Here is a 13,063-nt window from a genome sequence, read left to right as displayed (position 1 = left end):
GCTACTTGCCATAAGCGATTAGTTTATTTGATGAAATTAAAAATAGGACTCACAATTATACTGATAATTGACAATATTATAACAAAACAGGGCAATTTTTTTTAAGAATTTTATTCACCGATATTTACTACTCAACAATTTAGACCCCTCATGAGCAAAATGTATAATTTAAAAATAACCCTGATGTTAAGCCTGGTATGCCCGTATGCAAACTCGCAGGACGTCTACCCCGCTGTGGCCAAAAAAGCCGAAGAGCTTCAACCCAGGCTGGCGGAATGGCGCAGGCATATTCATCAGAATCCCGAACTGGGCAACCGGGAATACAAAACGGCTGCCTACATTGTTGAGCAACTGAATGGCCTTGGCCTGGAAATAAAGACCGGGGTAGGTAAAACAGGAGTGGTAGCTATTTTAAAAGGGACTAAGCCAGGCCCATGTATTGCACTGCGGGCAGACATGGATGCGCTGCCCGTAAAAGAAAGGGTGAATATTCCCTATGCTTCAAAAGACAGTACGGATTACCTGGGTAAAAAAGTACCTGTCATGCACGCGTGCGGCCACGATGCACACGTGGCGATGCTGATCGGTGCTGCCAGGATCCTTTCGGGCATGAAGAATGACATCCGCGGTACTATAAAATTCATTTTTCAGCCTGCCGAAGAAGGGCCCCCGGAGGGAGAAGAAGGCGGTGCCGGGTTAATGGTCAAAGAAGGGGTGATGGATAACCCCAAAGTAGACGCCGTCTTTGGAATGCATATTGAATCATGGATACCTGCCGGGGATATCCAGTACAAGACCGGTGCATTCATGGCTTCTGCCCACCAGTTCACGGTGAATGTAAAAGGCAGATCCTCTCACGGCTCTCAACCCTGGCTGGGGATCGACCCGATCGCTATAGCTGCACAGATCATTGAAGGATTCCAGCATATTGTAAGCCGGCAGATGGACCTTACTAAAGCGCCTGTTGTGATCACTGTTGCCAAATTCAACAGCGGCGTACGCTTCAATATCATTCCCGAAGAAGCCATGCTGGAAGGGACACTGCGTACCCTTGACAGTAAAATGCTGCAGGAAGTGCAGGAAAGAATGAAACAGACGGCAGCAAAAATTGCCGAGGCATCCAATGCAACTGCTGAAGTGAATTTTATTGAAAAAACCCTGGTTACCTACAATGATCCTGCCCTTGCAGAAAAAATGATCCCTTCCCTGCAGGCTGCAGCAGGAAAAGATAATGTACGGCCGATGGGATGGGTGACCGGCGCCGAAGATTTCAGTTACTTCGGGACCAAAGCGCCTGCATTCTTTTTTTATTTTGGCGGAATGCCCGTTGGCAATGATCCAAAACTGGCGCCCCCGCATCATACCCCCGAATTCATGATCGACGACAGCCGCTTATTCATCGGTGTAAAAACTTTTTGCAGGCTGGCACTTGATTATCCGAAACTGGCCGGGTATTAAAAATATTTTTGAAATGCATTCTGATAACTGAAAAAAATAATACCACTCATCCTTTTTAAACAGTTATGGACGGAATATATTTTTTTTTAAGTTAGCATTGCACTCTCGTACAAAAGAAATTTAACCCGTTGTCCATCATGAAGTGTTGCCGGAAAAGCTTTCCTGTATTTTTTTTAATCCTCATCATTTGCCTTGCTTTCATCAGCTCCCCTGTTCAATCGCAACCGGGTGTTATTAAAGGCCGGGTTGTTTATGAGAAAGATAACAGGCCTGCTGCTTTTGCAACTATTGAACTGGCCAGGCAACAGCAAAGAAGTTCATCAGACCGTTCCGGGAATTTCACCCTGGCTGTACCCGCCCTCAGAAAAGACGATACCCTTTTGATCTCGATGGTGGGTTTTGAAACACTGAGACTGCCTTTACCGGCCGCCATGAACAGAACAGAATTTGTTTTAAAAGAAAAAACAAAGACCCTGCAGAACGTTACCGTAAAAGCATTCAGTACACAGGATGTGCAGGGTTCCAGGCTGGAATCGGTGGGTTATATCCGGAGCTGGAACAGCGGGAATCCCGGGGGTGAGATCGGGCGGATCTTTAACCTGCCCTATGAAGAATACAAGATCGATAAGATCCGTTTCAAAGTGAATAACCTGTGCGACACCTGCCTGATACGCCTTCATATACGAAGCGTAGAGAATGGGTTACCCGGTGAAGAGATCTTCGAAGATTCCATTGCCACCACCATCCATAAACTTACCCTCGATGATAAAGCCCCGGAGTTTGACCTCCGCAACAGGGATCTCACATTCACGAGAATGAGATCTTTGTAAGTTTTGAAGTACTTAACTGCCGCAGTAAAACAGGCAGCAGCTGTTATTTTTCATTTGCAGGAACGGAAAGAGGTGAATATATTTTTAAATCAAAGGCAAGTTCCGAATGGCAATCCATGAATGATTATACCATTTATATGAAATTGTTCCTGAGGTATTAGATCAATGTGCATAATCAACTTCAAAATTCCCTTTGATCCTTTCCATCGAAGGGTTGAAGTAACCGTATTTTAAACCGGGGAATTCTTCCCGGATCAGTTCCATCATCTGTTTAACTCCCATACACTCCCCTGTTTCGGTAACGCCGGTCTTCCCGAGATACCAGTCGGGGTCAATATTGAAATTGCGCCACTGTATCATGCAGAGATCCGTTTCTTTGATCAGTTTTCTTAACGCTTCGTATTCTTCGATGCTGTCCGTCATGCCGGGGAAGACAAAATAGTTGATGCTCGTCCACCCGCCATAACTGCGTACCACTTTCAGACTTTCAATAAGATCATTAAATGTATAGTTATTGGGGCGGTAATAAGGCGTATAGATTTTTTCCCTGGCCGAATTGGTGCTTACCCGTATGCTGTTCAATCCCGCTTCACATAATTCTTTTACTGCATCGGGCCTGCTGCCGTTCGTATTTATATTGATGCTTCCTTTCTTTGTATGCTTTCGTATTTCAATGATGGCATCCCGGATGGTCTCCCACATCAATATCGGTTCTCCTTCACAGCCCTGGCCAAAACTGATGATGGGAAAGGGCGCCGTCTCCAGGTGCGGCACGGTAAATTCAACGATCTCTTCGGCAGTGGGTTTGAACGTTAACCGGTCCTGTGTACTGAATATCGTTTCTTCTTCGGGCTGAAAGGAGATACAGCCGATGCAGTTTGCGTTGCATGCAGGAGAAACAGGTACCGGGCACTCCCACCTGCCGATGGCCAGGTTCCTTGCAGCAGGACAGGTATAGGTCATGCAGCAGTTCTCCATCAAATGTTTTACCAGCCGGTTGTGCGGGTATGCATTTAATAAATGCTGTGCGCCCGCTTCGATCAATGCATCGTCGTAGCCAGCGGCTTCCTGCCGTACGTCCTGTTCAATACGCACAGCCGGAACATATATCTTTTCATCCAGCCAGCCGGCAGCAGTATAACAGAACAACGGCAGCGTGGGTGCATCTTTTTCTGTTTCGTATGCCGACATGTACAAGCCTGTATGTGCCGGCGGAATAAAGGCTGCCACTGCCCAGCCCTTTTCACAAAGCCGCATCTCCCCTGTCCGCACATCGATCCCGATCCCTTTGCGGCCGGGCAATTCATATAAATTCCCGCCGCCCGGCAATTCGATCCATTCATCCGTTGGTACCGGCAAAGCATCCCAGCCGCTGCGGCCCGTAACGTACAGCGATCTGTCTTCAAAAATATTTCCGTTACCGTCGGAGTATAATATATAAGGGCTTTGTGTTAGCATGTTCTTAAGCTGTTGCAAGTTAGGTGTTGTTTTGCAGATGCTGTTTGCAAAACCTGTTGAACTCCGTTTCATCAACCGCTTTATTCTCTTCCGCCAGTTCAGCCTGTATCATCCTGTTTGAGGCAAGGTCAATGGTAAGCAGCCCGTCTTTTAAAATAACATGATCGAGTTTCTGCCAGGGATATTTTGTTTCCCGGAATACCCGTTTCAACATCACGCCTTCTGTGGATATGACCACCATGGTTTTTTTTTGCTGCACCAGCAGTACGAATAAAAAGACAGCAGCAAAAATAATGGCGGCAGCCACGCCTCCATACCGTAGCCAAAAAACAATACACAGCAATGCCATGATCACACTAAATACATCCAATGCATTTTTTTGTTTACGGAGAACAGAATAAATGATAGCAGCGGCGGTCAGTAACCCAAAAAAGATATATAATCCTGTTTTCGTTTGCTTGTCACCGGTACTCAACCCGATGACACCGGCAGCCACGATATGAAAAAAGAAAAGGAACCAGGCAAACAGGCGGTACGCCTTCTTCGTATTGTCTTGCAGGATAAAACTATACTGCATCAGGCAGGGTTTGAAGCGATCAGGAGGTTGCACAACCGGAACAAACACCTTGCCCCCACATTCTCATCCCACTCATCCTGGCTTACACCCACTTCATTCAGGTCGAAGCCGATGATCCTGCGCCCGCTTTGCATTAATTTTTTAAAGAGATAAAAAACCTGTTCGGCCTCAAAGCCTCCCTGCACGGGGGTTCCGGTATGCGGACAAAGTTTTGGATCCAGCCCGTCGATATCAAAACTGATGAACACTTTTTCGGGAAGCTGGTCAATTATTTCAGCAGCAACCTGCTTCCAGTACTGTCCCTCATACTGGCGTTCTTTTATGTCCTTGTCGAAATACGTAACCACCCGGCCGTTGCTTGCTGCAATATAATCCACTTCTTCGCCGCAATAATCCCGTATACCAACCTGCACCAGCTTTTTAAGCTGCGGGATCTCTTCCAGTGCATTGTACATGATGGACGCATGTGAATATTTGAACCCTTCATATCCTTTCCGCAGGTCGCAGTGCGCATCGATCTGCAATATGCCGAAATCGCCCTGCGTTTCCGCAATGGCTTTAAAAAAACCAAATGGGGTGCTGTGATCGCCTCCCAGCAGGCCAACCAGTTTTCCTTTGTCCAGCAATCCTTTCGTTTGCTCAAACACCCAGTTATTTAAGAACAGGCTTCCTTCATTTATTTCCTTCTGCGACTTGCACATGAATTTATTATCGGCCACGATCTCGCCCTGTGCTATATAATTGATGTACAGTTCCGCTTCCTTGCGCAGGTAATCACTTTTCATCAGCACTTTTTTATCGCAGGGCCGCATGTAAAAACCCTGCTTCCACCCGTCCTTTACTTCCGGATCGTACAGGTCAACCTGCAGGCTCGATTTAAAAATGTGCTCGGGGGCCCTTGCTGTACCGGCATTGTAGCTAACCGTTACCTCCCAGGGTACGGGAACGATCACCAGCCTTGCATCCTCTTCAGAAAAGGGTAAACCAAAAATGTTGTTGTTGGGATTGCCAACCGAGTTGGGATCAAAATTCGAAAGATCAGTCATCACTGTTATTTATTTGTAACCGCTCTGCCCATTGCTGCCAGGGCAAAAACGGTGCAAAGATAAGCGACTGCTCCACAAAGCTGATGTGCAGTAAAAATAAATTTCCCAGATGAAAGGCAAGCAGGCCTGCCAGCAGCCATTTGTCGAACCGCCTGGTAAAAAACCCGGTGATCAGCGCCAGGTCTGTAAGTACCGCTCCCCGGTATAACCACTGCGAAAAGCCGGGATGCTGTATCAACCAATCGATGACCGTATGCTGCAGGCCCATCTTGTTAAAAATAAACCATTCGGCATTTTCCTGCACCAGTATATGGCTCATATTCTGTTCATAGCCAAACCCGCCGTAATATAGCTTGTACAGACCGGCAGAAACGTATAAGAAACAAACCCAGTAACGGAACAGGTTCCAAAGCAGGTCAAATTTCTGTGCTCGCAGCGCCAGGAAAGGAATGGGCGCCAGCAGGTACCCGATCTGTGCATAATGTTTGCCGGCGGCAGAGCAGTAAGCAACATACAATATCCAGACACCAATAATGCTTATCCAGGTAAACAGGCGCTGCTGCGGAAGAACGACACAGATGATGCATGAGCATGTAAGTAAAATATCAAAAGCAAGCGCTGCGGTATAATGATACAGCAGGAATTGCGGCACATCAAGGATGTGCAGCAACCAGAACGTATTATCACTGCCGGGATATACCAACACGGGCTGCTGCAGCTGTGACAGCAGGCTGTTATTGAAAAAGAAATAGACCAGCACTGCGAACAGCCAGCCGAAAACAACCCGGGCCATCAATTCCCTTGGATAATATGTGGATGCGGGTTGCAGTTATCTCAGTTTTACGGTAAAGAAAAGGGAATCGGCTGCGGCTTTATGGTAAGGTGCTTTTGAATACACATAGGATCTCACAACAGATACGGAATCGAAGGCATCTTTCGAAACCAGCCTGAAATAGTTGCCCCACCATCCGGGAAACCGGGTAAGTGAAAGGCTGTCGTTACCCAATTGCTTTTGCAGGTAAGCCATGGTTTGTGCACCGGCAACGCTTCCAAACCTGTTTTCTGCAGTTTCAACGGTCCCATCGCCGTCTTTCTTTAAATTGGCATAATAAATGACCGGGTTCAGCAGCATTTCCTGTTCGCGGCTGCTGAGTTCTTTATGGTTGAAATAACCCTCCTTTGTTTTTACCAGGTACACGGCGGTTGAATCTTTCCGGGGGTGAACCTGTCCATACATATGGTACAGGAAGAAAGGTATATTTTCAATTCCTTTGGCCATGAAAAAGAGCTGGGCGGCCATGAAAAGCAACAGGGCCCAGAACAGGGAACGCCACTCGTTGTATAACCGTTTTAAGAACAAAAAATATGATTTAGGTGTAAAATACGCCCCATTTAAATAATAAAACAAATTGAAAAGAAAAATGCCCGATTGGTTTATCTTTGCGGGCAATAAATAGCTATGAAAAGAACACATATCATAATCCTGGTAGCCATTGCCGCCCTCATCGTTACCCTCATCATTTTTTCAGCAGGTGATTTCTCCACGTACGATACCATTAATTCTGCAAAAGAGAAGCAGGGCAAATACGTTCATCTCATTGCCAGGGTCGACAATACCCAACCCATTGAATACGACCCGCTGAACAACCCCAACTACCTTTCCTTTTATGCAGTGGATAGCCTGGGGGGAAAGACAAAAGTGATCTTCCGCAACAGCAAACCCACCGACCTGGAAAAGAGCGAACGCATCGTGATGAAAGGAAAAATGCAGGCCGATCATTTTGAATGCAATGATATTTTACTGAAATGCCCGAGCAAGTACAAGGATGATAAAAAGCAGCTGGAGAAGACGATCAATGCAGGGAGTAAGAATTAAGAATTAAAAATTATTAATTCCCCCGAACCAGGATCATGAACATACACTGCACCACAAGACACACATTTTTAATTCTTAATTTTTAATTATCCCCAATGGAGTTTGAAGGCGAACACCTGTTACCCGGCCGGATCGGACAATTTTTTGTGCTGCTTGCATTCGTTGCATCCATCATTTCCACCATTGCTTATTTCACCGCTTCCCGGAAGACCGACCTGGTTGAAAAAAGGTCCTGGACCCGTTTTGCCCGGCTGAGCTTTTTTACGCAACTGGTTTCCATACTGGTCATCTTCGGCATCATCTTCTATATCTGCTCCAACCATTTCTTCGAATACCTGTATGCATACAAGCACGCATCCACGGAACTGGAATCAAAATATTTGCTGGCCTGTATCTGGGAAGGACAGGAAGGAAGTTTTTTATTATGGGCCATCTGGCACGGCATACTGGGGCTCTTCATCATGTTCAGGATAAAGGAATGGGAAGCCCCGGTGATGACGGTGATCAGTTTAGCCCAGTTCTTTTTAATGATGATGCTGCTGGGTTTATATGTTGGCGATGTCCGTTTGGGAAGCAACCCGTTCATTTTAACAAGGAACGAGATCGCCGGGCCCATTTTCAGCCAGCCGGATTATTTAACCTACATCAAAGACGGTGTGGGCCTCAACGTGCTGCTCCGCAATTACTGGATGGTGATCCATCCACCGGTTCTGTTCCTTGGATTTGCCGCTACCATCATCCCGTTTGCATTTGCCTATGCAGGCATTCAGTCCAAGCGCTATGGCGACTGGGTAAAACCGGCCCTTCCCTGGGCATTGTTCGGCGCCTGTGTGCTGGGTGTGGGGATCATGATGGGAGGAAAATGGGCCTATGAATCCCTTTCTTTCGGAGGTTACTGGGCATGGGACCCGGTGGAGAATGCATCGCTGGTGCCCTGGATGATACTGGTTGCCGGGCTGCATACGATGGTCATATACAAAGCCACGGGCCATTCACTGAAAGCAAGCTATCTTTTTGCATTCCTCAGTTTTATTTTTGTACTGTATTCCACGTTCTTAACAAGAACCGGTATCCTGGGCGATACTTCGGTGCATGCATTTACTGATGCAGGACAGGCCATCAATGTGATGATACTGCTCTTTGTTGTTGCATTCACGGTGCCATCCCTGGTATTGTTTTTCATGAACCTGAAAAAAATACCCTCGGAAAAAAAGGAAGAGAACACCAACTCCAGGGAGTTCTGGATGTTCATCGGCGCCCTGGTCATCTTCCTGGCAGCCATCTTCATCATTGCCAAAACATCCATACCGGTTTACAATAAAATATTAGGCACCAGCATTGCCCAGCCGGAAGACGTGGAATTCTCCTACAACAAAGTGATCATCCTTGTTGCCATCATCATTGGTTTGCTGAGCGCCATCGGGCAATATTTCAAATACAGGAAAACAGAATCCGGGCAGGTACTTAAAAAGCTGGCCCTGCCTACTTTGCTGGCAGCGGTCATTACTGCATTATTCGCCGTATTTTATCCCATCGGATACTATAAAATGGGCGCCGGATTTTTAGGCGCTATCTACGTGGCGCTGTTTGCATCCGTTTATGCATTTGTTGCCAACGCCATGTATATCTGGAGCGGGCTGAACGGCAAACTGAAAGCGGCCGGCGGATCAGTGGCACATCTTGGTTTTGCCATGATGCTGGCAGGGATCCTCTTCTCATCAAGCAACAAGGAAGTGATCAGCAGCAGTGCAGCCAATGGCATCAACCTGCAGATCTCCGGCAAAGACCCGCTGACCAAACAAACGGATAACCCCACGGAAAACCTTACGCTCATCCGCCAGGTGCCTGCCGCCATGGGACCTTATGAAGTTACTTACCTGAAAGATTCTTTGGGAAATGAAAAGGGCCGCCGTTTTTATGAACTGCTCTTTCAACGCAAAGACAAGGCCACAAAAAAAGTGGTGGAAGAATTCAGGCTGAACCCGGACGTATACCTGATGAAGGGAAACAACATGAGCAGCAATCCTGATACCAAGAGCTACCTGGGTAAGGATGTATTCACCTTCATCTCGTATACCATCAATAAAGAAAACCTGCCGGAGGACACCGCACAGTTCAAAATAATTGAACTGGCCGAAGGCGATACCGGTTTTTACAGCAAGGGTATGTTCATATTGAACCGCGTGGTGAAAAACCCGGATAACGAAAAATATCATTTCAAACCCGATGACTTGGCCCTGATGGCCGACATTACCTTCATCAGTAAAGACAGCATGCATTACAAGGCCTCGCCGCTGGTGCACATAGACCAATACGGACTGAACCAGGTGGATGATACCGTGTATGCACAAAACCTGTACGTGAAATTTGCAGGGGTAACCGAGAATAAAGCCAGGATCGGTATCAAAGAATCGGATATGATCATTGAGTATGTAACCCTTAAGGCATATATATTCCCGCACATTAACCTGGTATGGCTGGGTCTCATCATCATGTCCATCGGCATTGTCATGAGCGCTGTTCAGCGGGCTAAGCTTTCGCCTTTTTATGGCGCACTGGCTTTGATAGCTTCCGCTGCCGGGCTATTCTATATGTTTCTTTTAGCAAATTAGAATCACAGTCGGCCTGCAACTGGCGGATGACCTTTTCCAGCTTTTTATCGGCATCGGTATAGGGTTCTGCTGTATCAAAGAACGATCGCAATAACGTACTGTCCTTCATCAAAGAATCAGCCATCACCGGGGCTTTGTATTTCACCAGGGTATCGCAACCGGCCCGGATGGCCGCATAAGCCGAATCGATCCTGGCCTCCGAAACAGAGTCGGCATAACGCAGGTTTACCAGGTCAGGCCCTTCCTTTTTTGGCCCTTCACAGCCCAAAAACAGGAAAATTGTACAATAAACGGTGAACTTTATGGTTACATTAAGCATCTAATGGTATAAAATAACGGTCTGATCTGTAAATTTACACTACCCGTGTTAAAGCATGTTTCACATATTAAGATTTGTACCCTTCTCCTGCTGCTGATGCTGGCTGCAAAGAGCAATTCCCTGCAGGCGCAGCAGCTTGGCATCAATGATACCATCACGGTGGAAGCCATTGTGTACAATGGGGATACCATCGAGTCAAAAACATTATCCAACCTCGACCTGTATGCAAAATACCCCCCGGGGAAAACTTCCTTGTATGCCCAATGGAACCGGTTGCGCAATGCCGTATTTGTCACCTACCCGTATGCGATCAAGGCAGGCGTGGTATTGAATGACATAAACCTGCACCTGGAAGGCGTTACCGATAAATCCAAAAGGAGGAAATACATCAAATCGAGGGAGAAGGAACTAAAAAAGGAGTTTTCCGACCCGCTCACCAACCTTTCCATTTACCAGGGCAAAGTGCTGATGAAACTGATCAACCGGGAGACCGGCAACAACTGCTACGAGATCATCAAGGAATACAAGGGGGGACTGACCGCCCGCTTTTACCAGACCGTTGCTTTCTTCTTCAGCAGCAACCTGAAACAACCCTATGATCCTGCCGGGACCGACCTGCAGATAGAACGTTTTGTGCAGGAGTGTTGCCGGATGTATGGTTACAATTACGTGCCCGGCAAGCCCTTAAAGCAGATGTAACCCCGAGTCGGAACGCTCTAGCGGCCTGAATCCGAGTCGGGACGCTCCAAGCGGCCTGAATCCTAGCCGGAACGCTCCCAGCGACCTGAATCCCAGAGTCGGGACGCTCCAAGCGGCCTGAATCCTAGCCGGAACGCTCCCAGCGGTCTGAATCCCAGAGTCGGGACGCTTTAAGCGGCCTGAATCATTTACCCTAGCCGGAACGCTCCCAGCGACCTGAATCCTACAGTAATTTCTAACGTATGGCCATTTACTGTTAATAACTGCACAAATGAAAGGATTATCAACTTAATACTACAAACCGAATGGCTTAAATGAGCTAAATTGCATGCAGAAATTTTTTCAGACACGAATGAAGTTAGACCTACTTGCCTTTGGCGTTCACCCCGATGATGTGGAACTGAGTTGTGCGGGTGTTTTGCTGCTGGAAAAGAAGAATGGCAAAAAGACCGGGGTCATTGACCTTACGGAAGGAGAACTGGGTACAAGGGGAACAGCCCAGACCCGGAAGCAGGAAGCTGCCGATGCGGCAAAGATCCTGGGTGTTGACATAAGAGAGAACCTGGGCATGGCTGATGGATTTTTTGAGAATAACGAAACGCACCAGCGAAAGATAATAACAGCGCTGAGAGCCTACCGGCCAGAAATCGTTCTTTGTAATGCCGTAGAAGACCGCCACCCCGATCATGGGCGTTCTTCAAAATTAGTGGCCGATGCAGCCTTTCTTTCCGGACTGATGAAGATCGGTACGGAACAGAACGGGAAACCGCAAACAGCCTGGCGGCCGAAATACGTTTTCAGTTATATCCAGGACCGGATGCTGCAGCCCGATTTCGTGATCGACATATCGGATGTATTTGACCGGAAGATTGAGGCAATAAAAGCATACCGGACGCAGTTTCATACAGGGGATGCGGAAGGCCCCAGCACCTATATTTCCACGCCGGATTTTTTAGACAGCGTGGTATACCGCCACAAGTGGTTCGGAAAAATGATCGGGGTGAGATATGCAGAAGGATTCCGGTCTGAAAAAATGATCGGCCTGAAGAATTTCGACGCCTTAATAAAAGAAAATACCTAACATTAAAAATTAAATAACCCAATGTCTGTTCCAAAATTCTCAAACGTAAACCGCTCCACCTTTCACCAGGAACTCAAAAGAAGGGTGAGCAATTATTTCAACGAAAGCAAAAAACCGGTCACCGGCAATTTCAGCCTGTTCTTTAAGGCGATCCTGTTCTGGTCGGTTTACATTGCCCTGTATGTACACGTGCTGTTCTTCACGCCGGATACCTGGCTGGCCATCACGGAATGTTTCATCATGGGCGGACTGACGGCAGGCATTGGCTTCAATGTGATGCACGACGGCGGTCAAGGCAGTTTCAGCAACAGCAAATTCTGGAATTATATTGCGGCATTTTCAGTAAATGCATTGGGCGCAAGCGCCATCATGTGGAACAACAAACACAACATCATTCATCATACCTATACCAATATCGACGGCGTGGATGATGATATTGAGATAAAGCCCATGCTGCGGATGTGCCCCACGCAGAAGAAATATTTCATTCACCGCTTCCAGCATATCTATGTCTGGTTCCTGTATACCCTGTTGTTGCTGGTTTGGGTATTTGAATCCGATTACCGAAAATACTTCAGCCGCAAAGTGGGTGTAGTGCCCATTAAAAAGATGAGCATCTTCGAACACTTCGCTTTCTGGATCGCCAAACTGGGTTACCTGTTCATGATGGTGATCCTTCCCATCATGCTGGTAGGGTTCGTACCCTGGCTGGTAGGCTTCCTCATCATTGCCATGTTTGCCGGTTTTGTTCTCAGCATTGTTTTCCAGCTGGCACATACCGTGGAGGAGACCGCATTCCCCGTTCCGAGCGAGGACATAAACAGGATCGAAAATGAGTGGGCCATACACCAGGTACAGACCACGGCCAATTTTGCCACAAAGAACAAACTCATTTCCTGGCTGGTAGGCGGACTGAACTTCCAGATCGAGCACCACCTCTTTCCAAAGATCTCACACATCCACTACCCTGCCATCAGCAAGATCATCAAACAGACCTGCCAGGAGTATGGTATAAAATACATTGAATACCGGAAGATGCGCCATGCCATCGTTTCGCATGCATCGCACCTGAAGCGTATGGGACGGGTCTGATGAATACTGAACAAG

At 47.2% G+C, this 13,063-nt stretch carries 13 protein-coding genes; 7 read left to right on the top strand and 6 right to left on the bottom strand.

The annotated features are described in order from the left end of the window. Positions 1-150: 150 nt before the first annotated feature. Both IPJ02_00160 and IPJ02_00155 read left to right on the top strand, forming a co-directional pair. Complete coding sequence (locus tag IPJ02_00160; GenBank protein ID MBK7374021.1) at positions 151-1,458, top strand: amidohydrolase; 1,308 nt, start codon at positions 151-153, stop codon at positions 1,456-1,458. A 137-nt stretch (positions 1,459-1,595) separates the two neighbouring features. After that, positions 1,596-2,288, top strand: a complete 693-nt coding sequence (locus tag IPJ02_00155; protein ID MBK7374020.1) for a carboxypeptidase-like regulatory domain-containing protein — start codon at positions 1,596-1,598, stop codon at positions 2,286-2,288. A 162-nt stretch (positions 2,289-2,450) separates the two neighbouring features. On the opposite strand, the gene IPJ02_00150 is transcribed toward IPJ02_00155, so the two are convergent. Genes IPJ02_00150 through IPJ02_00130 form a run of 5 tightly spaced genes read right to left on the bottom strand, consistent with a single transcriptional unit; the run spans position 2,451 to position 6,729 of the window. Beyond that, complete coding sequence (locus IPJ02_00150; GenBank protein ID MBK7374019.1) at positions 2,451-3,746, bottom strand: radical SAM protein; 1,296 nt, start codon at positions 3,744-3,746, stop codon at positions 2,451-2,453. Positions 3,747-3,765: 19 nt separating this feature from the next. Beyond that, entirely contained in the window at positions 3,766-4,323 is a 558-nt protein-coding gene (locus IPJ02_00145; protein ID MBK7374018.1) for a hypothetical protein, read from the bottom strand. Then, positions 4,323-5,369: an agmatinase family protein gene (locus IPJ02_00140; protein MBK7374017.1), complete on the bottom strand. Its 1,047-nt coding sequence runs from the start codon at positions 5,367-5,369 to the stop codon at positions 4,323-4,325. The genes IPJ02_00145 and IPJ02_00140 overlap by 1 nt, the downstream gene beginning before the upstream one ends. Further along, entirely contained in the window at positions 5,362-6,162 is an 801-nt protein-coding gene (locus tag IPJ02_00135) for a hypothetical protein (protein ID MBK7374016.1), read from the bottom strand. Before IPJ02_00135 ends, IPJ02_00140 begins: the two co-directional genes overlap by 8 nt. Positions 6,163-6,198: 36 nt before the next feature. Then, positions 6,199-6,729 carry a hypothetical protein gene (locus tag IPJ02_00130; GenBank protein MBK7374015.1) on the bottom strand — a complete coding sequence of 177 codons (531 nt, stop codon included), beginning with the start codon at positions 6,727-6,729 and terminating at the stop codon, positions 6,199-6,201. Positions 6,730-6,828: 99 nt separating this feature from the next. On the opposite strand from IPJ02_00130, the gene IPJ02_00125 reads away from it, so the two are divergent. Together IPJ02_00125 and ccsA are read left to right on the top strand one after the other, a co-directional pair. Continuing rightward, positions 6,829-7,245 (top strand): cytochrome c maturation protein CcmE, encoded by a 417-nt coding sequence (locus IPJ02_00125; GenBank protein ID MBK7374014.1) that lies wholly within the window; start codon positions 6,829-6,831, stop codon positions 7,243-7,245. A gap of 95 nt (positions 7,246-7,340) precedes the next feature. Next, positions 7,341-9,857, top strand: coding sequence for a cytochrome c biogenesis protein CcsA (gene ccsA / locus IPJ02_00120; protein MBK7374013.1), 2,517 nt, complete (start codon positions 7,341-7,343; stop codon positions 9,855-9,857). Here ccsA and IPJ02_00115 read toward each other — a convergent pair. Continuing rightward, positions 9,775-10,176, bottom strand: a complete 402-nt coding sequence (locus tag IPJ02_00115; GenBank protein ID MBK7374012.1) for a hypothetical protein — start codon at positions 10,174-10,176, stop codon at positions 9,775-9,777. The genes ccsA and IPJ02_00115 overlap by 83 nt on opposite strands. A 96-nt stretch (positions 10,177-10,272) precedes the next feature. On the opposite strand from IPJ02_00115, the gene IPJ02_00110 reads away from it, so the two are divergent. The 3 genes from IPJ02_00110 to IPJ02_00100 all read left to right on the top strand — a co-directional run bounded on the left by IPJ02_00110 (position 10,273) and on the right by IPJ02_00100 (position 13,048). After that, positions 10,273-10,875 carry a DUF4294 domain-containing protein gene (locus tag IPJ02_00110; GenBank protein ID MBK7374011.1) on the top strand — a complete coding sequence of 201 codons (603 nt, stop codon included), beginning with the start codon at positions 10,273-10,275 and terminating at the stop codon, positions 10,873-10,875. A 352-nt stretch (positions 10,876-11,227) separates the two neighbouring features. Further along, a complete protein-coding gene (bshB1, locus tag IPJ02_00105) occupies positions 11,228-11,956 on the top strand; it encodes a bacillithiol biosynthesis deacetylase BshB1 (protein MBK7374010.1) in 729 nt (242 codons plus the stop codon). 21 nt (positions 11,957-11,977) lie between these two features. Next, on the top strand, positions 11,978-13,048 hold the full coding sequence (locus IPJ02_00100; protein MBK7374009.1) for an acyl-CoA desaturase: 1,071 nt from the start codon (positions 11,978-11,980) through the stop codon (positions 13,046-13,048). The last annotated feature ends 15 nt before the right edge of the window (positions 13,049-13,063 follow it).

The organism is Chitinophagaceae bacterium, from assembly GCA_016710165.1.
Classification (GTDB): Bacteria; Bacteroidota; Bacteroidia; order Chitinophagales; family Chitinophagaceae; genus Ferruginibacter.
The sequence above is the reverse complement of the archived record's forward strand: the minus strand, read 5'-3'. Positions and strand labels throughout refer to the sequence as shown.

What these genes read in the sequence shown, in the direction of transcription:
- IPJ02_00160 (MBK7374021.1), top strand. Translation starts at nt 151, where the DNA reads ATGAGCAAAATGTATAATTTAAAAATAACCCTGATGTTAAGCCTGGTA.
- IPJ02_00155 (MBK7374020.1), top strand. Translation starts at nt 1,596, where the DNA reads ATGAAGTGTTGCCGGAAAAGCTTTCCTGTATTTTTTTTAATCCTCATC.
- IPJ02_00150 (MBK7374019.1), bottom strand. Translation starts at nt 3,746, where the DNA reads ATGCTAACACAAAGCCCTTATATATTATACTCCGACGGTAACGGAAAT.
- IPJ02_00145 (MBK7374018.1), bottom strand. Translation starts at nt 4,323, where the DNA reads ATGCAGTATAGTTTTATCCTGCAAGACAATACGAAGAAGGCGTACCGC.
- IPJ02_00140 (MBK7374017.1), bottom strand. Translation starts at nt 5,369, where the DNA reads ATGACTGATCTTTCGAATTTTGATCCCAACTCGGTTGGCAATCCCAAC.
- IPJ02_00135 (MBK7374016.1), bottom strand. Translation starts at nt 6,162, where the DNA reads ATGGCCCGGGTTGTTTTCGGCTGGCTGTTCGCAGTGCTGGTCTATTTC.
- IPJ02_00125 (MBK7374014.1), top strand. Translation starts at nt 6,829, where the DNA reads ATGAAAAGAACACATATCATAATCCTGGTAGCCATTGCCGCCCTCATC.
- ccsA (MBK7374013.1), top strand. Translation starts at nt 7,341, where the DNA reads ATGGAGTTTGAAGGCGAACACCTGTTACCCGGCCGGATCGGACAATTT.
- IPJ02_00115 (MBK7374012.1), bottom strand. Translation starts at nt 10,176, where the DNA reads ATGCTTAATGTAACCATAAAGTTCACCGTTTATTGTACAATTTTCCTG.
- IPJ02_00110 (MBK7374011.1), top strand. Translation starts at nt 10,273, where the DNA reads ATGCTGGCTGCAAAGAGCAATTCCCTGCAGGCGCAGCAGCTTGGCATC.
- bshB1 (MBK7374010.1), top strand. Translation starts at nt 11,228, where the DNA reads ATGAAGTTAGACCTACTTGCCTTTGGCGTTCACCCCGATGATGTGGAA.
- IPJ02_00100 (MBK7374009.1), top strand. Translation starts at nt 11,978, where the DNA reads ATGTCTGTTCCAAAATTCTCAAACGTAAACCGCTCCACCTTTCACCAG.